The sequence below is a fragment of the Streptomyces sp. NPDC002884 genome (assembly GCF_040295245.1).
In the GTDB taxonomy this organism is placed as follows: domain Bacteria; phylum Actinomycetota; class Actinomycetes; order Streptomycetales; family Streptomycetaceae; genus Streptomyces.
In genome coordinates this window covers 221,704-247,204 of record NZ_JBEOVB010000011.1, presented here as the reverse complement: position 1 = coordinate 247,204, position 25,501 = coordinate 221,704, and the positions used below count along the sequence as shown (strand labels likewise).

Genomic DNA, 25,501 nt, shown 5'->3' with positions numbered 1-25,501 from the left:
TCAAGGCGCGTACATGTCAGGACCCCGAAGTGATGTTGGCTGAAAATCAACTGCCGGATGAACATTGCCGGAATGTAAACGGACTTGACCTCGGTAAAAGGCCAACAGGGCGTAGGTAAGGCACTGGCAAAAAGAGGACGCCGCCCCGGAGGAGTCGAAACTCCGGGACGGCGTCCTGTGCCTTGCCTCTCGATGGGCTGTGCGCGGCCCCTGCCGGGCCTGTGACCTACGGGAAGGTCAGTTTCCAGCTGTTGATGTAGCCGGTGTCCTGCGCCGCGTTGTCCTGGACCCGCAACTTCCAGACCCCGTTGGCGACCTCGGACGAGGCGTTCACCGTGTACGTGGTGTTGATGTTGTCCGTGCTCCCGCCGGTGCCGTACGCCTTCAGCGTGTAGGCCGTGCCGTCGGGGGCGAGCAACTGCACCTGGAGGTCACCGATGTAGGTGTGGACGACGTTGACCGCCACCGCGAGGTTCGAGGGCGCGTTGCCGGTCCGGCCGGAGACGGTGACCGAGGAGGTGACCGCCGCCCCGTTGTCCGGAATCGATACGTCGGCGGTGTTCTCGAAGGAGGTGCCGCCACCGCCGCCCCCGCCGTCGGAGCGGGCGCCGACCGCGACACCGGCCCACGCGTCCTGCACCGCCTTGTACTCGGTGGAGGTCGTGCCGTAGAGCTCACCGGCCGCCGCCAGCGTGCCGGTGCGCGCCGCCGCGTAGTTGGTGGTCGTGGTGAACTTCGTGGTCAGCGCGCGGAACCAGATCTTCTCCGCCTTGTCGCGGCCGATGCCGGTGACCGGCAGGCCGTCCGCGGTGGCCGAGTTGTAGGTGACACCGTTGATGGTCTTGGTGCCGCTGCCCTCCGACAGGAGGTAGAAGAAGTGGTTCGCCGGGCCGGACGAGTAGTGGACGTCGACCGATCCGATCCCCGAGTACCAGCTGTCCTTCGACGCGCCGTCCTTGCTCGGCTTGTCCATGTAGCGCAGCGGCGAGCCGTCGCCGTTGATGTCGATCTCCTCGCCGATGAGGTAGTCGCCGACGTCGGAGGCGTTCTGCGCGTAGAACTCGACCGAGGTGCCGAAGATGTCCGAGGTCGCCTCGTTGAGGCCGCCGGACTCGCCGCTGTAGTTGAGGCCCGCGGTGTTGGAGGTGACGCCGTGCGTCATCTCGTGCCCGGCCACGTCGATGGACGTCAGCGGGTGGGTGTTGCCCGAGCCGTCGCCGTACGTCATGCAGAAGCAGCTGTCGGACCAGAACGCGTTGACGTACGCGTTGCCGTAGTGGACGCGCGAGTACGCGCCGACCCCGTCGCCCCTGATGCCGCTGCGGCCGTGCACGTTCTTGTAGTAGTCCCAGGTCAGGGCCGCGCCGTAGTGGGCGTCGGCGCCCGCGGTCTCCAGGTTGGACGCGGCGCCGGTGCCCCAGACGTCGTCGGAGCCCGAGAAGAGCGTGCCGGTGCCGGAGGTGCCCCGGTTGAGGTTGTACGTCTTGTGGCTGCCGCGCGCCCCGTCGGTCAGGTTGTACGTCGACCCCGACTGCGTGGTGCCGAGGGTCACCTGGCCGCTGTACATCGTGTTGCCGGTGCCGGTCTCGATGCCCTGGTACTCGTACAGCTTCGCGCCGGTGGTGGCGTCGGTGACGACGTGCAGCTCGTTCGGGGTGCCGTCCTCCTGGAGGCCGCCGACGACCGTCTCGTACGCCAGGACCGGTGTGCCGTTCGCCGCCCAGATCACCTTGCGCGGGGCGCGGTTCGTGTCCGCCTGCTCGGCGCCTGCGGCCGCGGCGAGGCTCAGCGCCTGCTTCTGCGCCTTGGCCGCGCTGAGGGTGGGCGACAGCGAGGCGACCTTGATGGCGGCCCGGGTGGCCTTGGTGACGCCCTCGGTGGCGCCGGACTTCGCGGTGGCGACGACGAGGTCGCCGCCGAGGACCGGGAGACCGCCGTAGGTGCGCTCGTAGCGGGTGTGCAGGGTGCCGTCGGCGTCCTTGACGACGTCGCGGACGACGAGCGCCTCCTTGGCGCCGAGGCCCAGCTCCTTGGCGGCGGCGGCCTTGCCGGCATCCGCCTCGCGTATCAGCGCGGCGCGCTGGGCGGGGGTCAGGCGCACCGACTCGGCGCCCGGGGCGGCCTGGCCGGCCGCCTGCGGTGCCTTCACCGGGGCGGCGGTCGCGGCGCCGGACTGCACGGCGGCGGCGATGAGCGCGGAGACGCCGACGAGGGCGACGGCCGCGGCACGACGGGAGGTGCTGTGGGGGGTGCGTCTGCGAGAGGGACTGCTGCTCAACACTGACTCCTTCTGCGCGGCCACGGGTCACGCGGCCAGGGGAGACCCGACGGCGGGTGAGCCGTGCGGGCACGACAAAGGCGGTACGCAGAACAAAGGCGGAACGTGGAGCGGGCTTAGCTGTGGGGTTGCTGTGAACCAGCAGTGGGAAGAGTGGCAGTGGATTGCGCTATCTGTCAGGAGCGCGTCAGTAAGTTGGCCGGAAACGGTTCGTTGTCCGGTAGTTCATGTTCGATATGCGGTCAATTGGCCGACGGGACATGCCGACGGGAGACGCCGACGGTCGGCGGGGCGTGACGACGGTCGGCGGGACATGACGAGCGGCTCGCGGGGCATGGCGGGGGTGAACGGCGGAGCAGGATTCGGCCCGCCTTCCCTCGGTCCCGCTCCCCCTTCAGGTCCGTGCCCTTCAGGTCCGTTCTCCGTGCCATGTCCGCCAGAGGGCCGCGTATGCGCCGTCCGCGGTCACCAGTGCCTCGTGTGTGCCGAGTTCGGTGAGACGGCCGTCCTGCATGACGGCGACCCGGTCCGCGTCGTGCGCGGTGTGCAGGCGGTGGGCGATGGCGATGACGGTCCGGCCCCGGAGCACGGCGGCCAGGGCGCGCTCGGTGTGCCGGGCGGTCGCCGGATCCAGCAGCGCCGTCGCCTCGTCCAGGATCAGCGTGTGCGGATCGGCCAGCACCACCCGGGCCAGCGCGAGTTGCTGGGCCTGCGAGGGGTCCGTACGGGTGCCGTCCCCGCCGAGCACGGCGTCGAGACCGCCGGACAGCCCGCGCACCCAGTCGACGGCGCCGACCGCGGTCAGCGCCGCCCACAACTGCGCCTCGTTCGCCGCCGGTTCGGCGATCAGCAGATTGTCGCGCACCGTACCGAGGAAGACATGGTGCTCCTGGGTGACCAGCACGACCTGCCGGCGCAGCGTCTCGGGCGCCAGCTCCGCGACCGGCACCCCGCCCACCGTCACCGTGCCCGCGCTCGGCGCGTCCACCCCCGCGAGCAGCCTGCTCAGCGTGGTCTTGCCCGCGCCCGACGGGCCGACGACCGCGAGCCGCTCCCCGGGCCGCACCGTCAGGTCGACCCCGCGCAGCACCTCGCCGCCGCGCTCGTAGGCGTACCGCACGCCCGTCACGTCGATCCGGTCGTCCACCGGAGTGGGCGCCACGCCGTCCGGCTCGGTGCGCGGCGCCCCGGCCAGGCCCTCCACCCGGGCGAACGAGGCCCCGCTGCTCTGGAGTTGCTCGACGCGCAACAGGATCTGGTCGAGCGGTTCGGTGAACTGCCGCAGATACAGCGCGGCCGCCACCACCGCGCCCAGGCTCATCGCGCCCCGCGCGTGCAGCGCACCGCCGAGCAGCAGCACGCCCGCCACCGGCAGCGAGTACGACACCTCGATGACCGGGAAGAACACGGAGCGCAGGTACAGGGTCCGGAAGCGGGTGCGCCGCAAGATCTCCAGCGCCTGCCGGCTCGCCGCCGTCCGCCGCTCCTGGAGCCGGAACGCCTCGACCGTGCGCGCCCCGGACGCGGTGGCGGCGACGATCTCGGCGACCTCGGAGGTGGCCGCGCCCTCGGCGAGGTAGGCCGCGCGCGCCCGCCGCAGATACCAGCGCAGCGCGAACCAGATCGGGGTCAGTCCCAGCACTCCGACCGCCCCGAGCAGCGGGTCGATCACGAACACCGCGCCGAGCGTGAACAGCGCCTGGACCGTGCAGACCAGCAGCTCGGGCCCGGCGTCCCGCAGCGTCGTGCCCACGGCCGCCACGTCGGCGGTGCCGCGCGTGGTCAGATCGCCGGTGCCGGCCCGCTCCACCACCGACGCGGGCAGCGCGAGCGCCCGCCCGACGAACTCCTCCCGCACCCGCGCCAGCGTCCGCTCACCGAAGCGGTGCCCCGCGTACCGGGCCCAGCGGGCCAGCAGCAACTGCGCGAAGGCGCAGGCCAGGATGGCCGCCGCCAGCCGGTCCACGACCCCCGTGCCGTGTCCGGCCCGCACCTCGTCGATGATCCGCCCCAGCAGCCACGGACCGGCCAGACCGGCCCCGGCGGCGAGCACGTTCAGGGCGAGAGCACCGGCGAAGGCCCGCCGGTCGGCCCGCAACAGCCGGACCGCCGCCCGGCGCACGTCACGGGGCGCGGCGATCGGCAACCGTCCCGAGCCCTCGTCGGCCATCGTCACCGCACGATCTCCTCGGTGTCGGTGTCGGTGTCGGTGTCGGTGCCGTCGTCGGTGTCGGCGGCGTCCCGGGCCACCAAGGCCCGGTATCCCGGCTCGCGTTCGAGCAGGTCGTGGTGGCGGCCGGTCGCCGTGACCTTTCCGTCGACCAGGTAGTGGACGGTGTCGGCCTGGGCGAGGAGCAGCGGGGAGGTGGTGGTCACCACCGTGGTCCGGCCGGTCCGCGCCGCGCGCAGCCGCCGGGCGACCGCCGCCTCCGTGTGCGCGTCGAGCGCCGATGTCGGTTCGACGGCGAGCAGCACCCCGGGGTCGGCGAGCAACGCCCGTACCAGCCGCACCCGTTGCCGCTGGCCCCCGGAAAGGCTGCGGCCCTGCGCGGTCACCGGCGACTCGAGCCCCGCGGGCAGACCCTGCACGATGTCGTCGGCCGCCGCCGCCCGCACCGCCCGCCCGACGTCCGCCGGGGTCGGCGCACGTCGTCCGCCCACCACCTCGCGCAGGCTCCCGGCGAACAGGTCGGCCTCGTTGTCGGCGACCAGGATCCGGTCCCTGACCTGGTCCAGGGGGACGGCGTCCAGCCGTGTCCCGCCCCAGGTGGCGTCCGTGGGGCCGTACCGGCCGAGCCGGTCCACGACGGCGGTCACCTCCGCGTGCCGCGCCCCGGCCAGAGCGGTCAGCCGGCCCGGCGCCACCCGCACACCCGAGACGGGATCGTGCAGCACCGACGGCTCGACGGGTGCGTCGGCGACATCGGCGGCGACGGCGGAAGCAGCGGTGGTGGCGGAGTCCGGCTCCAGCCGCAGCAGTCGTACGACGCGCCGGGCGGCCACCACGCCCCGGCTGAGCTGGTAGCCCATGTCCACGAGGAACGCCACCGGCCCGATCAGGACCGCGACATAGCCGTACACCGACACCAGCTCGCCGACGGTCATGTCCCCCTGGGCGGCGAGCCGGGCCGCCAGCCAGGTCACCACGGCGAGGAACAGCGTCGGCAGGCCCGTCCCCAGCGCCTGCATCCAGCTGGTGACCGCGCCGACCCGGTAGCCCTGCGCCCGCAGCCGCTGCGAGTCGCGGTCGAAGGAGGCCGCGAACAGCTCCTTGCCACCGAAGCCGTTGAGCACCCGCAGCCCGCCCGCGAGGTCGCCGATCCGCGCGGTGAGCATTCCCTGCCGCTCCCGGTACTCGGTCTCCGTGCCCTGCAGCCGCGACATCAGCGGCCCGACCAGCACCGCGACCACCGGCATTCCCAGCAGCACGACCACCGCCAGCAGCGGTGACACCGACAGCAGCAGCCCGGCGACGAAGACACAGACGACGACGGAGCCGACCCCCGGCCCGACCACCGTCAGCGCGCCCGCGATCATGTGCACGTCGCTCACCCCGATGGTGACGACCTCCGCGGCCCCCACCTGGCGCGGCAGCGCGGCGCCGAGCCGCACCGTGTGGGCGACGACGACCTTGGTGGTGCGCAGGTAGGCGTCCATGCGCACCCGGGTCATCGTGCGGTGCCGCATGATGCTCACCCAGGCGTTGAACGCGCCCACGGCGAACAGGGCCGCCGTCCAGCCGGCCAGCGCGGCCGTGTCACCGGGCTCGAGACCGTCGTCCACCGCCTTCGACAGCAGATACGGCGTGAACGCCATCAGCACCATCCAGACGCTGGCCAGCACCGCCCCGGCCAGTGCCCGCCACGGCTGGCAGCGCACCAGCCACGCCAGATACGCCCAGCCGCCGCGGCGGTCGGGCGTGCCGGGATCCTCGTACGCGTCGATCATCCACTCGTCCTTCCGGCCCCCGAGGTCCCCCCTGGACGCTCACGCCAGACTGTCCCGCCAGGCCCGGTGCAGGTCCGCGAACCGGCCGGTGCCCGCGATCAGTCCGGCCGGGCTGCCGTCCTCGACGATCCGTCCGTGCTCCATGACCAGGACCCGGTCGGCGATCTCCACGGTCGACAGCCGGTGCGCGATCACCACCGCCGTACGGCCCTTCAGCACCGTCGCCATCGCCGCCTGCACGGACCGCTCGCCCGGGATGTCGAGCGAGCTGGTCGCCTCGTCGAGGATCAGCACCGCCGGGTCGGCGAGCAGCGCCCGTGCGAACGCGACGAGTTGCCGCTGCCCGGCGGAGATACGGCCGCCGCGCTTGCGTACGTCGGTGTCGTAGCCGTCGGGCAGGGCGCTGATGAACTCGTGGGCGCCGATCGCCTTCGCCGCCCGCTCGATCTCCTCCCGGCTCGCGTCCGGCCGCCCGATGGAGATGTTCTCGGCGACCGTGCCGGAGAACAGGAACGCCTCCTGCGTCACCATGACGACCCCGCGCCGCAGTTCGGGCACGGCCAGCTCGCGCAGGTCGACCCCGTCCAGCAGCACCCGCCCCTCGGACGGGTCGTAGAAGCGGGCGAGCAGCTTGGCCAGCGTGGACTTGCCCGCGCCGGTCGAGCCGACCACGGCGACGGTCTGCCCGGCGGGAAGGGTGAGGTCGAAGCGGGGCAGGATCTCGCCGCCCGTGCGGTAGCCGAAGGAGACCCCGTCGAAGACGACCTCCCGGCCGGGCAGTTCGCCCTCGAGCGCCGGGAGTTCGCGCGGCGCCGACGGCTCGGGCACGGACGGCGTCTGCGCGAGCAGCCCCGCGATCTTCTCCAGCGAGGCGGCCGCCGACTGGTAGGAGTTGAGGAACATGCCGAGCCGGTCTATCGGGTCGTACAGCCGCCGCAGATACAGCACGGCCGCCGCCAGCACCCCCAGCTCCAGCGAGCCGTCGGCCACCCGGGTGGCGCCCCACAGCACGATCACCGCGACCGCCGTGTTGGCGACCAGCCGCGATCCGACGACGTACCGGGCCATCTCCAGGAGCGCGTTGCCGTTGATCAGTTCGTGCCGCCGGTTCAGGACCTGGAAGTCGGCGTCGTTGACGGGCTCGCGGCGGAACGCGCGCACCGGCCGGATGCCGTTCATCGTCTCGACGAACTTCACGATCACGGCCGCGATCGCGGTGGAGCGGGCCCGGAACACCTCCCCGGCGCGCCGCTGATAGATCCTGACGAGGAGGTACAGCGGTACGAAGGAGGCCACCGCGACGGCCCCGAGGCCCAGGTCCAGCCAGAGCAGCATCGCCGAGATGTAGAGGAAGGACAGGATCACCGTCACGAGTTCCTGGAGACCTTCGCTGAGCAGCTCGCGCAGCGACTCCACGTCCGTGGTGGACCGGGAGATCAGCCGGCCCGAGGTGTAGCGCTCGTGGAAGTCGAGGCTCAGCGCCTGCGCGTGCCGGAAGATCCGGCCGCGCAGGTCGAGCAGCGCGTCCTGGCTGACGCGGGCGGAGGCGATCAGGAACGCGTACTGGAGTGCGCCGGAGACCAGCGCGCACAGCAGATAGCCGACGCCCACCGCGACCAGCGGCCCGTGGTCGTCGGCCCGGAACGCCGGCACGGCGCGGTCGATGGCGTACGCCACCAGCAGCGGGCCGGCCTGCACGGCGGCCTGCTGGAGCAGCAGCAGGAGCGCGGTGCAGGCGACCCGCGCCCTCATGGGATCGAGCAGGGAGCGCAGCAGGACGCCCGTGGCGCCGGGCGGGGTGGGCAGGACGTCCTTGTCGAAGGGGTCGTCGACGGTCGTCCGCGGCGGGACTTCGGGGTCGTCGTCGGTGACGGGGGAAGCGGTGGCGGGGGCGGTCATCGGCGGTCGGCCTCCTGTTCACCGAACTGGGTGGCGAACTCTGTACCGGACGGCTCTCCGGACATGAGGTGGGCGTACTCGGTGTTGCTGCGCAGCAGTTCGTGATGGGTGCCCACGGCGGTGACGCGTCCGTCGGACAGCAGGGCGACGCGGTCGGCGAGGAGCACGGTGGACGGGCGGTGCGCCACGATCAGCGCGGTGGTGTCGGCGAGGACCTGCCGCAGCGCGGCCTCCACGGCGGCCTCGGTGTGCACGTCCAGCGCGGACAGCGGGTCGTCCAGGACGAGGAACCGGGGCTGCCCGACGACGGCTCTGGCCAGCGCGAGGCGCTGCCGCTGCCCGCCGGAGAGGCTGAGCCCCTGCTCGCCGACCTGTGTCTCGACGCCCTGCGGCAGCGCGTGCGCGAAATCGGCCTGCGCCACGCCCAGCGCCCGCTCCAGCTCGACGGCGCCCGCACCCTTCGCCGCCCCCATGAGGACGTTCTCCCCGACGCTCGCGGAGAACAGGGTCGGCTCCTCGAAGGCGACGGCGACCCGTGAGCGCAGCTCTTCCCGGGACATCGTGGTGATGTCCTCGCCGTCGAGCGTGATGCGGCCGGCGGTCACCTCGTGCAGCCGGGGGACGAGGGCCGTGAGCGTGGTCTTCCCGCTGCCGGTCGCCCCGACCAGCGCCATCGACTCGCCGGGCCGGATGTGCAGGTCGACGCCGTCGAGGGTGGGCGGGGAGTCGGGGGAGGCGTCGGGATAGCGGAAGGTGACGCCGGCGAACCGCAGACCGCCGTCGGACGCGGCGGCCCGCCCGGCGTGGCCGTCGGGCTCCTCGGGCGGCTCGTCCATCACCTCGAAGTAGCGCTCCGTCGCCGTCGCCGCCTCCTGGCTCATCGCCAGCAGGAACCCGATCGAGTCCACCGGCCAGCGCAGCGCGAGCGCGGTGGACAGGAAGGCGACCAGGGTGCCCGCGGACAGCTCGCCGTCCGCCACCTGCACCGCGCCGAGCACCAGCGCCGCCCCGATCGCCACCTCCGGGAGGGTCACGATGACGGCCCAGATCGTGGCCAGCAGCCGCGCCTTGTGCAACTCCGTGCCGCGCAGCGTCGACGACAGCTCCCGGAAGGCGCGTGCCTGGCTGCGGTGCCGCCCGAAGCCCTTGATGATCCTGATCCCGAGGACGCTCTCCTCGACCACCGTCGTCAGGTCCCCGGCCTGGTCCTGGGCGCGCCGCGCCACGACCGCGTACCGGTTCTCGAAGTACACGCACATCAGGACGACGGGGACGGCCGGCCCGAGGATGACCAGCCCGAGCGTCCAGTCCTGGAGCAGCATGATGACCACCCCGAAGAGGATCGTCACCGAGTTGACCAGCAGGAACGTCAGCGGGAAGGCGAGGAACATGCGCAGCAGCCCCAGGTCGGCCGTCGCCCGCGACAGCAACTGCCCCGAGGCCCACCGGTCGTGGAACGCCACCGGCAGCCGCTGGAGCCGCCCGTAGAGATCCGCCCGCATCTCCGCCTCGACATGCGACAGCGGACGCGCCACCAGCCAGCGCCGCAACCCGAACAGGACCGCCTCCGCGAACCCGAGCAGCAGCAGACAGAGCGCGCCCAGCCAGACGCCGGCCGTGTCCCGGTCGGCCACCGGGCCGTCCACCATCCACTTCAGGACGAGCGGAATGACCAGCCCCGTACAGGAGGCGAGCACGGCGACGAAGGCGGCCACGAAGAGCCGTATCCGCACGGGACGGACATACGGCCACAGGCGCAGCAGGGAGCGTACGGCGGAGCGGTCGTGGGAAGCGGTTGCAGGTGTCCTGGGCATCACCGCGAGCCTACGTACCGGCACTGACAACGCACACCGAGTTTTGGCCCGACCGGGCTCGGTCGCAGGTCCTACGACCTGCGTGTCCGAGGGGCCGTACCAGGGGCATCAGCCGATCGGCCGATGCCCGTTCGGGCGAGCGGTCTTCGGCATCCTCGGCCCGGACGGCCCCGGCAGGACCACCACCGTCGAGTGCGTCGAGGGCATGCGGGTGCCGGACGCGGGCCGGGGCCGGGTCACCGGCCTCGACCCCGTCGCCGACCACGAGGGGGTGGCCCGCGTCCCGGGCGGGCGGGTGGCTGAGCGGCCGGTCCCCGCTCAGTCGGTGTACGGCAGCAGCCCGGCCGCGGTCCGCTCCCAGGACGCCTTCAGCTCGGCCAGCAACTCGGGCCGGTCCGGGGCGAGATCGGCCTGTTCGCGGGAGTCGGCGGCCAGGTTGTAGAGGTGGTCGGTCTTCGTGGCGTCCTGGTAGTACTTCCAGTCCCCGCGGCGCAGCGCCCGGTTGGCCCGGACCCGCCAGAACAGGTCGTGCTCCGGGAGACGTTCACCGCGCAGCAGATATCCCGCGAGGCTCCTGCCGTCCAGCGGGTACGCCGGATCGGGGCGGGCGCCCGCCAGTTCCAGCAGGGTCGCCGTCCAGTCGGGGGAGACGTTCGGCTCGTGGCTGACCTGGTTGCCGTCGATGCCGGCGGGCCAGCGGACGATCGTCGGGACCCGGATCCCGCCCTCGAGGAGCACGAACTTCTGGCCGCTGAGGGGCCAGTTGTAGGAGTAGCGCTCACCGCCGTTGTCGCTGGCGAACAGCACCAGCGTGTTCTCCTCCTGGCCCGAGCGGCGCAGCGCGGTGAGGACCTCGCCGACCGCCGCGTCCAGGCTCTCCACCATCTGCGCGTACTTCTCGACCGAGCCGCCGTCGTAGTGGTTGAGGGCCCTGCCGACCTCGGCCTGGGTCTTCGCGGCCCGGATCCTCGCCGCGATCTCGGCGCCCGTCTCGGCGTCGTCCTCCGCGAGCCAGGGCCAGTGCGGGGTGGTGAAGTTGAGGTTCAGCAGCCACGGCCTGTCGTGGTCCCGGCCGACGTACTCGACCGCCCGCTCGGTGAGGACCTCCGTGTAGTAGCGCAGGTCCTTGTACTCGGCGTCCCCCTCGTAGAGGTCGTAGTCGCCGAGCTGGCCCAGCTTGGAGAAGTACTCCAGCACGCCCCCGTGGTTGCCGAAGAACTCGTCCCAGCCGGATTTGGTGGGGCTGTAGTCCGGCAGCCAGCCGCAGTGCCACTTGCCGATCAGCGCGGTCGAGTAGCCCGCCTTCTTCAGCAGGGAGGCCAGGGTGGGGTGGTTCGGGTCCAGGCCCTGCGCCCTGTTGGCGATCGGCTCGGCCAGCCCGCCTTTCGTACGCCCCGGGTAGCGCCCGGTGTACAGGCTGAACCGGGTGGGCGAGCAGGTCGCCGACCCCGAGTACGCGTCGGTGAAACGCACCCCCTGCCGGGCCAGCCGGTCAAGGTTCGGCGTCCTGATGTGCGGGGCGCCGTAGGAGGACAGGTCGGCCCAGCCCAGGTCGTCGCCGAGGACGACCAGAAGGTTGGGGCGGCGGCTCCGCGCGGCGGTGGGACGGGCTCGGAACGGCTGTTCGGCGGGGGCCGCCTCGGCGGCGGTGGCCGTACCGGCGACGGCGGTGACGGCGCCACCGCCGACGAGACCGCCGAAGACACGACGGGACATCTCGGGCATGGGGATCCTCGGTGCAGGCGAAGGGTGGGGGGCGGCCTGGGCACTGCGTCCATGTGATCAGCCGTCCGCTCCCGGGGCCAGGAATCCGCGGGGGAGTTCATGGGCCTGAAACGTTGCCCGGAACGCTGCCCGCGACGTTGTCCGAAGCGTTGCCCGAGACGCTGCCCGAAATGGTGTCCCACCCCACCACCCGCAGCAGCAGGACCGCCCGGCCCGGCACCGTCACCGGCATCCCCGCCGGGTGCGTCACACCCGGCGCCGCCCCCTGCTCCTCGCTCGACGTGTCGACGACCACCTCGTACCGCTCCGCCCAGGGCGCCCCCGGCAGCACGAAGCTCACCGGCCGGTCCCCGGCGTGCAGGACGGCGAGGAAACTGTCGTCGATGATCGGGGCGCCCCGCTCGTCCCGGCCGGGAATGTCCCGCCCGGACAGATACATCCCGAGGGTCGCCGCGGGCGCGTACCAGTCCCCCTCGGTCATCTCCGTGCCCCGCTCGGTGAACCAGGCGAGGTCCCGCAGCCCGTCCGCCGAGTGCGCCCGCCCGGAGAAGAAGGCGCGGCGGCGGAGCACCGGATGCCGGTGGCGCAGCGCGATCAGCCGGGAGGTGAGGTCGAACAGGGCCCGCCACCCCGGCTCCTCGAGCAGCCCCCAGTCCACCCAGCTGATCTCGTTGTCCTGGCAGTAGGCGTTGTTGTTGCCCCGCTGGGTGCGCCCCAGCTCGTCGCCCGCGACCAGCATCGGCACGCCCGTCGACAGCAGCAGCGTCGTGAGCAGGTTGCGCAGCTGCCGCCGCCGCAGCGCCCGTACGTGTTCGTCGGCCGACTCGCCCTCCGCCCCGCCGTTCCAGGAGCGGTTGTCGTTCGTACCGTCCCGGTTGCCCTCGCCGTTGGCCTCGTTGTGCTTGCGGTCGTACGACACCAGGTCGCGCAGGGTGAAACCGTCGTGCGCGGTCACGAAGTTGACCGACGCGTAGGGCCGGCGTCCGCCCCACGCGTACAGGTCGCTCGACCCCGACAGCCGGTAGCCCATCTCCCGCACGTCCGGCAGCGCGTGCCGCCAGAAGTCCCGTACGGCGTCGCGGTAGCGGTCGTTCCACTCCGTCCACAGGGGAGGGAAGGCCCCCACCTGGTAGCCGCCCGACCCCACGTCCCACGGCTCGGCGATCAGCTTCACCCGCCGCAGCACCGGGTCCTGCGCGATCACCGCCAGGAACGGGGACAGCATGTCGACGTCGTGCATGGAACGGGCCAGCGCCGCCGCCAGGTCGAAGCGGAAGCCGTCGACGCCCATCTCCGTCACCCAGTAGCGCAGCGAGTCGGTGATCAGCCGCAGCACATGCGGCTGGACCACGTGCAGGGTGTTCCCGCAGCCCGTGTAGTCGGCGTACCTGCGCGCGTCCGACTGGACCCGGTAGTAGCCCCGGTTGTCGATGCCCTTCAGGGACAGCGTCGGCCCGAGCTCGCCGGCCTCGGCCGTGTGGTTGTAGACGACGTCGAGGATCACCTCGATGCCCGCCGCGTGCAGGGCCCGCACCATCCGCTTGAACTCGCCGACCTGCCCGCCCGTCGTCCCGGCGGAGGCGTACGCGGCGTGCGGGGCGAAGTAGCCGATGGAGTTGTAGCCCCAGTAGTTCTTCAGCCCCCTGCGCAGCAGATGGTCCTCGTGCGCGAACTGGTGGACCGGCAGCAGCTCCACCGCCGTGACGCCCAGTTTCACCAGGTGCTCCACCGCCGCCGGGTGCGCCAGGCCGGCGTACGTGCCGCGCAGCTCCTCCGGAATCCCCGGGTGCAGCCGGGTGAAGCCGCGCACATGCAGCTCGTAGATCACCGAGTCCGCCCAGGGCGTCTTCGGCCGGCGGTCGTCGGCCCAGTCGTCGTCATCGTGCACGACGACGCCCTTGGGGACGTGCGGCGCCGAGTCCCGTTCGTCGCGCACGGTGTCGGCGACCTGCTGCTGGGGCCAGTCGCGGACGTGCCCGTAGACCTCGGGCGGCAGGCTGAACTCGCCGTCCACCGCGCGGGCGTACGGGTCCAGGAGCAGCTTGGCCGGGTTCCAGCGGCCGCCGGTCCAGGGATCCCAGCGGCCGTGCACCCGGTAGCCGTAGCGCTGGCCCGGCATGATCCCCGGCACGAAGCCGTGCCAGATCTCGTGCGTGAGTTCGGTGAGCCGGGCGCGGGTCTCCCGGCCGCCCTCGTCGAACAGGCACAGTTCGACGGACTCCGCCCCACCCGCCCACAGCGCGAAGTTGGTGCCCGCGACCCCGTCCGGGCCGACCCGGAAGCGGGCGCCCAGTGGTGTGGACGCGCCCGGCCACACGGGTGGACCGGGCACCTTGCGCGATGCACCGTTCATGACGGCGTCCGGCGTGGCGCGCTCCGCCACCGCCTCCTGCTCGGCTGCGCTGGACACCGTTCAGCCTCCCGCGGCTCATGGAACGACGTGGGAAAAGAGCGCGCGGTGTCCCGGCCGCGGCTCCCCGTCGCGTCGTCCTCCCCCCATTTCTGCCCAGAGCGGCCCTCGCACTCACGTTTCCCCGGAGCGTGCCCGGTCGTTGGGCACCATGTGAGGCACGTACATGGGCGCGCACGGCGCGCGGGGGTCGCACTGGCCGCCGTACTGACATGGGCAGGACTACTCGCCGGGGCCGCCGGTTGCACCGGCGGCGACAGCCGGAGCGGACTCGACCGGGTGCTCGGCAAACCCCCGGCCCCCGAGGACGTCATCCGCGTCACCCCGGAGGACGGCACGAAGGAGGTACGGCCCGAGGAGCGGCTGTTGGTGCGGGTACCGGGCGGGCGGCTGGAGTCCGTGAAGGTCGTCAGGTCGCAGGACGCCCAGGAGACCCCGGTCCCGGGCAGGATCGCCGCGGACGGCCTGAGCTGGCGGCCGGACGACGACCGGCTGGGGCTGGCCGCCCGCTACACCGTCGACGCCGTCGCCCTGGACGGCGACGGGAACCGCTCGGCCCGGCACACCACTTTCACCACCTACGTCCCCGAGGAACGCTTCATCGGCTACGTCACCCCCGAGAACCGCGCCACCGTCGGCACCGGGATGATCGTCTCGCTGGAGTTCAACCGGGAGATCGACAACCGCGCCGCGGTCCAGCGCGCCGTCCGGGTGACGGCCGAACCCGCGGCGGACATCCGGCCGCACTGGTTCGGCGACACCCGGCTCGACTTCCGTCCCGAGGAGTACTGGCAGCCCGGCACCCGGGTCACCGTCACGCTCGGACTGCGGGACATCGAAGGGGCGCCCGGGGTCTACGGGCTCCAGGACAAGTCGTTCTCGTTCACCGTCGGCCGCAGCCAGGTGTCCCTGGTGGACGCGGCGAAACACACCATGCAGGTGCGCCGCGACGACGAACTGCTGGCCACCGTGCCGATCACGGCCGGGGCGCCGAAGAACACCACCTACAACGGGAAGATGGTGGTGACCGAGATGCTGGAGCTGACCCGGATGAACGGCGCCACGGTCGGCTTCAAGAAGGCCGACGGCAAGGGCGAGTACGACATCCCGGACGTGCCGCACGCCATGCGGCTGACGAACTCCGGCACCTTCCTGCACGGCAACTACTGGGCCGACGACGTCTTCGGCCGGGCCAACGTGAGCCACGGCTGCGTGGGCCTGCGGGACGTCAAGGGCGGCGCCTCGGACACGCCCGCGGGCTGGTTCTTCGACCGCTCGCTCGTCGGTGACGTCGTCGAGGTCGTGCACAGCAAGGACAAGCAGGTCGCCCCGGACAACGGGCTCGGCGGCTGGAACATGAGCTGGAAGGAGTGGATCGCCGGCGGCGCCCTGAAATGACCGCGCCCCCCGTGCAACCTTCCCCGCGTTCTCACGGTCCTAGTTGGGACTGAACGGTGACAATCTTGGCCCGTCCAGGCCGTTGACCTTGTGGTTAATATGCGGCGAACGCGGGGGACGCGTCGCGGTGCGGGCCCGGGGAGGGCCCGGGGGAGTGGGGAGAACGACTTTGAACGTGCGACCGATATCGGGGGCGTCGGTTGGGGGACGTCCGCGCGGCCGCGACAAGCGGTTGGCGCTGATCGTCGGCGGGCTGCTGCTCGCCGTCACGGCCTGCGGCGGGGGCGGCGACTCGGACTCCGACGCGAAGGACGCCGGCTCCGGCGGCAAGGGCGCTTCGGCCACCGCCGAGAGCAAGCAGTCCGAGGCGGTCGTGACCATCGCCCCGAAGACCGGCGCCAAGGATGTCGACACCAGCGGCGCCCTGAAGGTGACGGCGGCCAAGGGCAAACTGTCCGAGGTCGTCGTCAAGGACGACAAGGGCACGGCGGTCGCCGGCGCGATCTCCGCGGACGGCGCCGGCTGGACGCCGGCCACGCACCTCGCCGGGTCCACCAAGTACCAGGTGCACGCCGTCGCGAAGGACTCCGCGGGCCGTACGGCAGCCGAGGACTCGTCCTTCACCACGCTGAGCCCGCAGAACACCTTCACCGGCAACTTCACGCCCGAGGACGGTTCCACGGTCGGCGTCGGCATGCCGTTCTCGGTGCGCTTCACCCGGGGCATCACGCACCCGGACGACGTGGAGAAGGCCATCTCCGTCACCACCGTGCCGGCCGTCGACGTGCAGGGTCACTGGTTCGGCAACGACCGGCTCGACTTCCGTCCCGAGAAGTACTGGAAGGCCGGCACCAAGGTCACCGTGAAGCTGAACCTCGACGGCGTCGAGGGCCGCAAGGACGTCTACGGCAAGCAGGCCAAGACCGTCTCCTTCACCATCGGCCGCGACCAGGTGTCCGTCGTGGACGCCAAGAAGCACACGATGAAGGTCACGCAGGAGGGCAAGGTCGTCAAGACCATTCCGGTCACCACCGGCAAGCCCGGCTACGCCACCTGGAACGGCCAGATGGTCATGAGCGAGAAGTTCACCGTGACCAGGATGAACGGCGACACGGTCGGTTACGACGGCGAGTACGACATCAAGGACGTCCCGCACGCCATCCGCCTGACCGACTCCGGCACCTTCGTGCACGGCAACTACTGGGGCGGCGACGCCTTCGGCAACTACAACGCCAGCCACGGCTGCATCGGCCTGCGGGACGTGCGCGGCGGCTACGACAGCGGCGTGCCGGCCGCGTGGTTCTTCAACCACTCGATGGTCGGCGACGTGGTGGTCGTGAAGAACTCCACCGACCCGACCGTGAACCCGGCCAACGGCCTCAACGGCTGGAACATCCCGTGGGCGGAGTGGACGAAGTAGCTCCCGCCCGACCTGACGACCCGACGAAGGGCCCGGCGCCGCGACACACGGCGCCGGGCCCTTCGCCGTCCCGTCGCCCCGGACGCTCCCGGTACGGCCGACCGCACGGATCCGCCGGCGATCGGTCCCCGTGCTGTGTCTGCCCGGGGGCGACCCCCGGACCCCCGGCCGGATGTGACCGACCGCACCGATCCGCTCGCCGTTAGTCCCCGTTAACCTGCTGCCATGACCGTGAATCTCGAAGTCGCCGACGGCGTCGGCACGCTGCGTCTCGACCGTCCGCCCATGAACGCGCTGGACGTGGCCACCCAGGACCGGCTCAAGGAGCTCGCCGAGGAGGCGACCCGGCGTGACGACGTACGCGCGGTCGTCGTGTACGGCGGCGAGAAGGTGTTCGCGGCGGGCGCGGACATCAAGGAGATGCAGGAGATGGACCACACCGCGATGATCCTGCGGGCCCGCGCCCTCCAGGACTCCTTCACGGCGGTGGCCCGCATCCCCAAGCCGGTCGTCGCGGCGGTCACCGGCTACGCCCTGGGCGGCGGCTGTGAGCTCGCGCTGTGCGCGGACTTCAGGATCGCCGGGGACAACGCCAAGCTGGGCCAGCCGGAGATCCTGCTCGGGCTGATCCCCGGCGCGGGCGGCACCCAGCGCCTCTCCCGGCTGGTCGGCCCCTCCAAGGCGAAGGACCTGATCTTCACGGGCCGGATGGTGAAGGCCGACGAGGCGCTGACCCTGGGCCTGGTGGACCGGGTCGTCCCGGCCGCCGACGTGTACACGGAGGCGCACCGCTGGGCCGCGAAGCTGGCGCAGGGTCCGGCGCTCGCGCTGCGCGCCGCGAAGGAGTCGATCGACACCGGTCTGGAGACCGACATCGAGACGGGTCTGGCGGTCGAACGGAACTGGTTCGCCGGTCTGTTCGCCACCGCCGACCGTGAGATCGGCATGCGCAGCTTCGTCGAGGAGGGCCCGGGCAAGGCCAAGTTCCTGTGAGAGAGGTCTCCTTCGAACTCCCCGGAATCACTTGCAATTGACGGGGTGTCTCATCCGGATCCCTCGATGGGGCGGTTTATGGGAACCTTAAGGCGACCTTAAGTCTGCCTTGTCGAGCGGCTCCGCCGAGCGCCTTGTGGCATGTTGTCGCCGCAGGTCAGTCCTGGTTTGTCGGGCTTTGAACTGTCCCTGGCATATGCCGATCGATCCATCCGGAACGACAGGTTCCGGGGGGCGTATTCCGTCGGAACGGCCCCGGAGGCGGCCCGGGGCGGCCATGATGGTGGCATGGCGGGGCTGGAGGGCATCGAACAGCCGCGGGGACCGGGCCGTGCGACCGCGGCGCGCTGGTCGCCTGCGGTCGAGGACGAACGGGCGTTGAAGGCGCTGGAGTTGTTCGGCAACCCGACGGACGGCGAGGTTCCGCTGCCGTCCCGCCCCGAGTCCGCCGCCACGGCCCGCCGGCTGGCCCAGGTCGTCGTCCTGCGGCAGTGGGGACTGACCCCCAAGATGACCGAGGACGCGGTCCTCCTCGTCTCCGAGCTCGTCGGCAACGCCGTACGGCACACCGGCGCCCGGGTCTTCGGTCTGCGGATGCGGCGCCGGCGCGGCTGGATCCGGGTCGAGGTCCGTGACCCCTCCCGGGGGCTGCCCTGTCTGATGCCGGTCCAGGAACTGGACGTCAGCGGGCGGGGGCTGTTCCTCGTCGACAAGCTCTCCGACCGGTGGGGCGTGGATCTGCTGCCCCGGGGCAAGACGACGTGGTTCGAGATGCGGGTCGCCGACCGCTAGCGCCTCCGGCGGTCGGTCGGGTGTGCGCGGGTGTGTGCGGGTGCGTCCAGTGGCCGTCGTCCGGAGGCTGCCGCCCCGGGCCCCCACTTCGGCCCTGAAGGGCCTCGTCCTCAATCGCCGGGCGGGCTCGATGCGGCGCCGCCGTCCCCGAGCCGCGCGCCGGGTGTGGTGTTCTCGGTCGGCGGGGCGGGTGCCGTCAATGGCCGGAATTGCCCCGTATCGGCCCTTAAATGGTGCGGGTGACCACATCCGACCGTCGTTCCGTGCTGCGGGCGGGCACCGGGCTCGTCGCCGGGGGTGCGTTCGCGGCCGCGTGCTCGCCCTCCACGTCCTCTTCCGGCGCAGCCGCCCAGAGCGCCCCCGCCTCGCCGGGCTCCGCCTCCCCGGCCTCCGCCTCTTCGGGCACCGCTTCGCCCACCCGTGCCCCCGAGGCCCCGGCCCGACCCCTCGTCGCGCCCGCGCCCCGTGCCTTTCCCCGGCAGCCCGCTCAGATCAGTCACGGTCCGCTCGGTCGCTCCCGGGTCGCGCTCACGTTTCACGGTCAGGGGGAGCCCTCCGTCGCCCGGGCCCTGCTCGGTGAGGCCGAGCGGCACGGCGCGCGGGTCACCGTGCTGGCCGTCGGGTCCTGGCTCGACGCACACCCCGACCTCGCCCGCCGGGTCCTCGACGGCGGCCACGACCTGGGCAACCACACCCAGCGCCACCTGGACATCAACGCCATGCCGAAGGCCGAGGCGGCGGCCGAGATCGCCGGCTGCGCCGAGCGGCTGCGCAGGCTCACCGGGTCCATCGGCACCTGGTTCCGGCCCTCCCGCGCCATCCGCGCCTCCCCGCTCGTGGAGACGCTGGCCCGCCACGCCGGTTACCCGCACGTCCTCTCGTACGACGTCGACTCCCTCGACTTCACCTCGCCCGGCGCCGCCGCCGTCGCCCGCAACATCCTCGGCGAGATCCGGGACGGGTCCGTCGTGAGCCTGCACTTCGGGTACGCGGACACGGTCGCCGCACTCCCCGCCGTACTCGACGAACTCGACCGCCGCGGACTGCGCGCGGTCACCACCACGGAGCTGATCGGCTGATGCACCGCAACCTCGCGAAAAGCGCCCTGCTCGCCGGCGCCGCGCTCACCGTCCTCGCCGCCTGCGGCACCGGCGCCGGAGGCGAGGCGGGCAAGGAGGGGCCGGGCGGCGCCACCAAGGCAGCCTCCCCCGCACCGGTGAAGAAGGCCAAGCCCCTCGTCGACGGTCTCCCCGGCATGCCGCCGGTGCTCGACCCGAAGGACGTCTACGCCGCCGACCGCCCCGGCAGACTCTCCCCGGTGGTCAAGGACTTCCCGTCCCGGGTCTACGTCCCCAACACCGAGTCCGACACCGTCTCCGTCATCGACCCGAAGACGTACGAGGTGATCGAGACCCTCCGGGTGGGACGGCAGCCGCAGCACGTCGTCCCCTCCTGGGACATGAAGACGCTGTGGGTCAACAACAACCGGGGGCACACCCTCACCCCCATCGACCCGAAGACAGGCAGGGCGGGCAGGCCGGTCGAGGTGCACGACCCGTACAACCTCTACTTCACGCCCAACGGCAAGTACGCCGTCGTCATGGCCTCCATGGACCGCGAACTCGTCTTCCGCGACCCGCACACCATGAAGCGGATCAAGACGGAACCGGTCACCTGCTACGGCGTCAACCACGCCGACTTCTCCCTCGACGGGAGATACTTCATCGTGTCCTGCGAGTTCAGCGGCGAGTTGCTGAAGGTCGACACCGAGAAGATGGAGGTCGTCGCACAGCAGAAGCTGCCCTTCAAGGGCGCCATGCCGCAGGACGTGAAGGTCTCGCCCGACGGGAAGCGGTTCTACATCGCGGACATGATGGCCGACGGGATGTGGATCGTCGACGGCGACAGCTTCGGCAAGCCGGAGTTCCTGCACACCGGCAAGGGCTGCCACGGGCTGTACGTCGGCCGCGACTCCCGCGAGATGTACGTCTCCAACCGCGGTGAGGGCACGGTCTCCGTCTTCGACTTCCACGAGAACGCGCTCACCAGGAAGTGGCGTCTCCCGCACGGCGGCAGCCCCGACATGGGCGGCGTCTCGGCGGACGGCAAGGTGCTGTGGCTGTCCGGGCGGTACAACGCCGAGGTCTACGCCATCGACACCCGCACCGGAGAGCAGCTCGCCCGGATCAAGGTCGGCAGGGGCCCGCACGGCCTGGCCGTCTATCCGCAGCCGGGCCGCTACTCGCTCGGCCACACCGGCATCTTCCGCTAGGACCGACATCGTGCCGCGCAGGACCGGCACTCGCGTCCGGCGGCGGGCCGGAGGCGTCGCCCGGCCGTACGTCCTCGGCGCGTGTCCCGTCGGCAAGGCGACGAAGACCGAAGTGCTCAGCGGGTGTGTGGGCAACCCGCATCATGTGCCGTGGCACTGGCCGCCGCGACGCCCGTCCCCTGCCGGACGGTGAGCAGCGCCTCCGCCCCGACCGGCAGATAGCCCGCCGCCTGGAACGCCCGTGTGCTGCGGGCGTTCCCCGGCGAGATCTGCGCCCACACCGGCTCGCCGCCGCCCAGATGCCGCGCGGCGCCCACCAGGGCCCGGCCCAGCCCCCGGTGCCGTACGCCCTCCTCGACCTCCACGGCGACCTCCAGCCGGCCCGCGACCCCGCGGCCCAGGACGAGCACGCCCCCCTCCGCGGCCCATACCCGCACCTCGTCGCGCCGCCTGCGCGAGCTGACCACCCGGGGATGGTCCGGGTCCTCGATCTCGGTGAGCGCGAGGGACGGCGGGCCCGGCAGCGGGGAGCCGACCACCAGCGCGTCGATCGTCTCCGCGACCCGGCCCGTACGGTCCAGCAGAGCCGTCAGGAACCGGGGGCTCATCGACGCGGCGAGGGCGTCGCAGTCGGCGGCCCGCAACGTCTCGTGCACCCACCCGGGGTCCTCGTCCGTGAAGACCACCGAGTGCGCGGTGAAGGAGAGGACGCCCGCGTCGCGCGGGGAGGGCTGGGGGAGGACGGTCGTGCGGCCGTCGGGGGGAGGGAAGACACCGTGCGCGGCCGCGTCGAGAATGTTCCGCAGGTCCCCCACCGCACCGGTCCCCTTCGCGCTCCTTGAGCCTCCACCCACTGGAAGGCCCACACTCACACACATGATCGACGACGGCGGCGGACTTTTCACCATCGGAGAGCTGGCCCGTTCCACCGGACTGACCGTGCGCACCATCCGCTACTGGTCCGACGAGGGCGTGCTGACCCCGGTGACCCGCTCGGCCGGCGGCTACCGCCTCTACGACGCGGAGTCCACCGCCCGGCTCGAACTGATCCGCACCCTGCGCGAGCTGGGCCTCGGCCTGGCGGATGTGCGCCTGGTGCTGACCGGGGAGCGGACGGTCGCGGAGGTCGCGGCGGCGCACGTGGTGGCGCTGGACGCGCAGATCGGATCGCTGAAGGTGACCCGAGCCGTGCTGTCGTCCGTGGCGCGACGCGGTTCGACCGCGGAGGAGATGACCCTGATGAACAGACTGGCCCGGCTGTCGGCGGCCGAACGCAAACGGCTCCTCGACGACTTCATGGCGGAGATCTTCGACGGTCTCGACACCGCCGACCCCGACATCCGCACCCGGCTGCGGTTCGCCGCGGCGGAGCTGCCGGACGATCCCGCTCCCGAGCAGGTGGACGCCTGGGTGGAGCTGGGCGAGCTGATCCAGGACCCGGAGTTCCGGGTCCTGATGCGGAAGACGGTCGAGTTCAACGCGGCGGACCGCGGGCCGGACGTCCCGGCGGGCACGTCCCTGTGGTTCATGAGCCGTCTCGTGCACCTCGGCGGCGAGGCGCTGCGCCAGGGCGTCGCTCCCGACGACCCGGCCGCCGAGGAGTTCCTGCGGGGCCTGCTGGGCGACGCGGACCGGGCCGCCGTCCTGGACCGGCTGACCGCCGCCGCGAACGTACGGGTCGCCCGCTACCGCCGGTTGTCGGCGATCGTGAACGGCGTCGGAGGCGGGCCCTCGTACGACGAGGAGTTCTCCTGGGTGGTCGCCGCGCTCCGCGCTCACCAGGGCCGTTAATCTGACCTGCGTCAGTAGAACAGCGAGTATGACCGCAAGGCATGACGAAGAGGGGCGGATCGGTGGCCGACATCGAAGAAGCGCGCAAGCAGTTCCAGCGGATCGACACGGACGGGGACGGCTTCATCACCGCGGCCGAGTTCAAGACCGCCCTGGCCCAGGGGGGTGACTGGAACGTCACCGAGTCGGTCGCCGAGGTCATCATCAAGAGCCGCGACCTCGACGGTGACAAGCTCCTCTCGTTCGACGAGTTCTGGGCACACCTGAACAAGTGAGACGAGCGGAAAGGGGGCGCCTCGCGATGCGGGGCGCCCCCTCCTCATGACCGGCGCTCGATGCGCACGGTCCACCGGCCGCCGTGCCGTTCCAGCGCCAGCGGCAGGTCGAAGCACTTGCCGACCCGGTCACCGGTGAGGACGTCCGGGGCGGGGCCCTGGGCGAGGGCGCGGCCGTCGCGCAGGAGCAGGGCGTGGGTGGTGCCCGCGGGGAGTTCCTCCAGGTGGTGGGTGACCAGGACGGTCGCCAGGCGCGGATGCGCCCGGCGCAGGGAGTCCAGCGCGTCGAGCAGCTGCTCGCGGCCCGGCAGATCCAGGCCGGTCGCCGGCTCGTCCAGGAGCAGCAGCCTGGGTTCCGGCATGAGGGCACGGGCGATCAGGGCACGGCCGCGCTGCCCCTGCGAGAGCGTGGGCCAGCGTGCCGTGCGGTGCCCGGCCAGGCCGAGCGTGTCGACCAGATGGTCGGCGCGCGCCTCCTGCGCCGAGGTGGGACGCCAACGGGGGACGGGGGCGACGGAGTTGGTGAGACCGGTGAGGACGACGTCGCGGACCGTCAGCGGTTCGGACAGCGGATGACGGGGATCGACGTGCCCGACATGCGCCCGCAGCTCCCGTACGTCGACCCGGCCGAGTCGCCGGCCCAGTACCTCCACCGTGCCCCGGGTCGGGTGGACGAGGGCGCCGAGCAGGCTGAGCAGGGTGGATTTCCCGGCCCCGTTGGCGCCGAGGAGCGCCCAGTGCTCACCGGCCCGTACGGTCAGGGAGATCTCCTGGAGGATGGCCCGGCCGGCGCGCACGACGTGGATGTCCTCGGCGCGCAGTACCTCCGTCATCGCGCGCTCGCCCTGTTGACCGCGGACAGCACCGCGCGCACGGGAGCGGTCGTCCCCTCGCCCGCGCCCCAGGCGACGGCTCCGTCCACCCGGCACTCGGCGAAGGCGGTCGTACCGTCCGTTCCGAGGCCGAGGTCCAGGACGTCGACGTGGACGCCGCGGGCGGCGAGGGCGTCGAGCAGGCCGGACACGGTGCCGACCTCCTCGAACTCCCTTGCGCGGAAGGGTCCTTCGGTCATGTACGTCTCGGTGAACAGGTCGTGGAGCTCCTTCGCCGGCAGTTCGCGTCCGCTGTCGTCGGCCGCCTGCTGGACGACCCGGGAGAAGTCCGGCCGCATCCGCGGAGGCAGGTCGACTCCGTGGCGGGTGCGCAGCAGATACGCCACTCCGCCCTTGCCCGACTGCGAGTTGACCCGGATCACCGCCTCGTAGGAGCGGCCCACGTCCGCCGGGTCGATCGGCAGGTACGGCACCGCCCAGGGCGCCTCGGCCGCCGGCACCCCCGACTCGGCGGCCCGCCGGGCGTGCTGGGCGAGGCCCTTGCCGATGGCGTCCTGGTGGGTGCCGGAGAACGCCGTGTGCACCAGCTCACCGGCGTAGGGGTGGCGGGGGTGGACGGGCAGGCGGTTGCACTCCTCGACCGTGTCCCGCACGGCGTCGAGGTCACGGAGGTCGACCATGGGGTCGACGCCCTGCGCGTACAGGTTCAGGGCGAGGGTGACCAGGTCGACGTTGCCGGTGCGCTCCCCGTTGCCGAACAGGCAGCCCTCCACGCGCTGGGCGCCGGCCAGCACGGCGAGTTCGGCGCAGGCGACGCCGGTGCCGCGGTCGTTGTGCGGATGGACGGAGAGGATCACGCTGTCCCGGCGGGCGAGGTTGCGGTGCAGGTGCTCGATCTGGTCGGCGTAGACGTTGGGCGTGGCGATCTCGACGGTCGCGGGGAGGTTGTGGGTGACCGGGCGGTCGGGGCTCGCGTCCCACAGCCGCGTCAGCCCGTCGCAGAGTTCGAGGACGAAGTCGGGTTCGGTGAGGTTGAAGGTCTCCGGTGAGAACTGGAAGCGGATGCCACTCGTGTCGCCGGCCCGCCGTGCCATGCGCTCGGCCGCCTCCCGTACCGTCCGCCACACCTCGCCGCGGTCCCGGCCCAGCACCACCTCCCGCCATACCGGGGAGGTCGCGATGTACAGGTGGACGACGGCCTTCGGCAGCCCCTCGATCGCCTCGAAGGTCCGGTCGATCAGCTCCGGGCGGGCCGGGGTGAACACGACCGGCGTGACATCGTCCGGGACGGCTCCGGAGGTCACCAGATGCCGTACGAAGTCGAAGTCGGTGCGGCTGGCGGACGGGTAGCCGACCTCGATCTCCTTGAAGCCGGTGGCCACCAGCAGGTCGAAGAAGCGGCGCTTGCGGGGGGTGTCCATCGGTTCGGCGAGCGCCTGGTTGCCGTCGCGCAGGTCGACGGGGACCCAGAGCGGGGCGTGTTCGAGGCGGGCGGAGGGCCAGCGCCGGTCGGTGGCGGGGACGTCCACCCGCTCGTGGAAGGGGCGGTAGCGGTGGTACGGCATGGGGCTGGGGCGCTGCGGGTTCCAGCGGGACCTGGTGGTCAAGGGAGCGGCTGCCTTCGGCTCGGTCGGGCGGTGACCGGCAGCACGG

18 protein-coding genes and 1 pseudogene are annotated in these 25,501 nt (G+C 72.1%); 9 read left to right on the top strand and 10 right to left on the bottom strand.

What is annotated here, in order from left to right:
• Positions 1–226 precede the first annotated feature (226 nt).
• The 5 genes from ABT070_RS23595 to ABT070_RS23575 form a co-directional block, all read right to left on the bottom strand.
• Positions 227–2,281 (bottom strand): M4 family metallopeptidase, encoded by a 2,055-nt coding sequence (locus ABT070_RS23595; RefSeq protein ID WP_451101328.1) that lies wholly within the window; start codon positions 2,279–2,281, stop codon positions 227–229.
• Between the two features lie 406 nt (positions 2,282–2,687).
• Positions 2,688–4,448, bottom strand: coding sequence for an ABC transporter ATP-binding protein (locus tag ABT070_RS23590; protein ID WP_351763781.1), 1,761 nt, complete (start codon positions 4,446–4,448; stop codon positions 2,688–2,690).
• Positions 4,449–4,450: 2 nt separating this feature from the next.
• Positions 4,451–6,226 carry an ABC transporter transmembrane domain-containing protein gene (locus ABT070_RS23585; RefSeq protein ID WP_351763736.1) on the bottom strand — a complete coding sequence of 592 codons (1,776 nt, stop codon included), beginning with the start codon at positions 6,224–6,226 and terminating at the stop codon, positions 4,451–4,453.
• A 39-nt stretch (positions 6,227–6,265) separates the two neighbouring features.
• Positions 6,266–8,125: an ABC transporter ATP-binding protein gene (locus ABT070_RS23580; RefSeq protein ID WP_351763734.1), complete on the bottom strand. Its 1,860-nt coding sequence runs from the start codon at positions 8,123–8,125 to the stop codon at positions 6,266–6,268.
• A complete protein-coding gene (locus ABT070_RS23575) occupies positions 8,122–9,939 on the bottom strand; it encodes an ABC transporter ATP-binding protein (RefSeq protein ID WP_351763732.1) in 1,818 nt (605 codons plus the stop codon). Before ABT070_RS23575 ends, ABT070_RS23580 begins: the two co-directional genes overlap by 4 nt.
• A gap of 142 nt (positions 9,940–10,081) precedes the next feature.
• Here ABT070_RS23575 and ABT070_RS23570 point away from each other — a divergent pair.
• A pseudogene (locus ABT070_RS23570) lies at positions 10,082–10,261 on the top strand (ABC transporter ATP-binding protein); the annotation flags it as partial.
• Here the strand turns inward: ABT070_RS23570 and ABT070_RS23565 are convergent.
• Complete coding sequence (locus ABT070_RS23565) at positions 10,258–11,664, bottom strand: sulfatase family protein (protein WP_351763730.1); 1,407 nt, start codon at positions 11,662–11,664, stop codon at positions 10,258–10,260. The pseudogene ABT070_RS23570 and the gene ABT070_RS23565 sit on opposite strands and share 4 nt — an antisense overlap.
• Positions 11,665–11,761: 97 nt before the next feature.
• Positions 11,762–14,074 (bottom strand): glycogen debranching protein GlgX, encoded by a 2,313-nt coding sequence (gene glgX / locus ABT070_RS23560; RefSeq protein ID WP_351763728.1) that lies wholly within the window; start codon positions 14,072–14,074, stop codon positions 11,762–11,764.
• Positions 14,075–14,227: 153 nt separating this feature from the next.
• On the opposite strand from glgX, the gene ABT070_RS23555 reads away from it, so the two are divergent.
• From ABT070_RS23555 to ABT070_RS23530, 6 genes are all read left to right on the top strand, one after another.
• Positions 14,228–15,472 carry a L,D-transpeptidase gene (locus ABT070_RS23555; protein ID WP_351763726.1) on the top strand — a complete coding sequence of 415 codons (1,245 nt, stop codon included), beginning with the start codon at positions 14,228–14,230 and terminating at the stop codon, positions 15,470–15,472.
• 169 nt (positions 15,473–15,641) lie between these two features.
• Positions 15,642–16,892 (top strand): L,D-transpeptidase, encoded by a 1,251-nt coding sequence (locus tag ABT070_RS23550; RefSeq protein ID WP_451101332.1) that lies wholly within the window; start codon positions 15,642–15,644, stop codon positions 16,890–16,892.
• 225 nt (positions 16,893–17,117) lie between these two features.
• Positions 17,118–17,885, top strand: a complete 768-nt coding sequence (locus ABT070_RS23545; RefSeq protein WP_351763724.1) for an enoyl-CoA hydratase/isomerase family protein — start codon at positions 17,118–17,120, stop codon at positions 17,883–17,885.
• A gap of 288 nt (positions 17,886–18,173) precedes the next feature.
• Positions 18,174–18,677 (top strand): ATP-binding protein, encoded by a 504-nt coding sequence (locus ABT070_RS23540; protein ID WP_057601615.1) that lies wholly within the window; start codon positions 18,174–18,176, stop codon positions 18,675–18,677.
• 230 nt (positions 18,678–18,907) lie between these two features.
• Entirely contained in the window at positions 18,908–19,756 is an 849-nt protein-coding gene (locus ABT070_RS23535) for a polysaccharide deacetylase family protein (RefSeq protein ID WP_351763722.1), read from the top strand.
• Entirely contained in the window at positions 19,756–20,949 is a 1,194-nt protein-coding gene (locus ABT070_RS23530) for a YncE family protein (RefSeq protein ID WP_351763720.1), read from the top strand. The genes ABT070_RS23535 and ABT070_RS23530 overlap by 1 nt, the downstream gene beginning before the upstream one ends.
• A 116-nt stretch (positions 20,950–21,065) precedes the next feature.
• Here ABT070_RS23530 and ABT070_RS23525 read toward each other — a convergent pair whose 3' ends face one another.
• Positions 21,066–21,764, bottom strand: coding sequence for a GNAT family N-acetyltransferase (locus ABT070_RS23525; RefSeq protein ID WP_351763718.1), 699 nt, complete (start codon positions 21,762–21,764; stop codon positions 21,066–21,068).
• A 61-nt stretch (positions 21,765–21,825) separates the two neighbouring features.
• On the opposite strand from ABT070_RS23525, the gene ABT070_RS23520 reads away from it, so the two are divergent.
• The gene (locus ABT070_RS23520) at positions 21,826–22,740 is read left to right on the top strand and encodes a helix-turn-helix domain-containing protein (protein WP_351763716.1); all 915 of its coding nucleotides are present in this window, start codon (positions 21,826–21,828) and stop codon (positions 22,738–22,740) included.
• Positions 22,741–22,802: 62 nt separating this feature from the next.
• Entirely contained in the window at positions 22,803–23,015 is a 213-nt protein-coding gene (locus ABT070_RS23515) for an EF-hand domain-containing protein (RefSeq protein WP_351763777.1), read from the top strand.
• Positions 23,016–23,059: 44 nt separating this feature from the next.
• Here ABT070_RS23515 and ABT070_RS23510 read toward each other — a convergent pair whose 3' ends face one another.
• Together ABT070_RS23510 and ABT070_RS23505 are read right to left on the bottom strand one after the other, a co-directional pair.
• Entirely contained in the window at positions 23,060–23,848 is a 789-nt protein-coding gene (locus ABT070_RS23510) for an ABC transporter ATP-binding protein (RefSeq protein WP_351763714.1), read from the bottom strand.
• Positions 23,845–25,413 carry a 2-isopropylmalate synthase gene (locus ABT070_RS23505; RefSeq protein ID WP_351763775.1) on the bottom strand — a complete coding sequence of 523 codons (1,569 nt, stop codon included), beginning with the start codon at positions 25,411–25,413 and terminating at the stop codon, positions 23,845–23,847. The genes ABT070_RS23510 and ABT070_RS23505 overlap by 4 nt, the downstream gene beginning before the upstream one ends.
• Positions 25,414–25,501 lie beyond the last annotated feature (88 nt).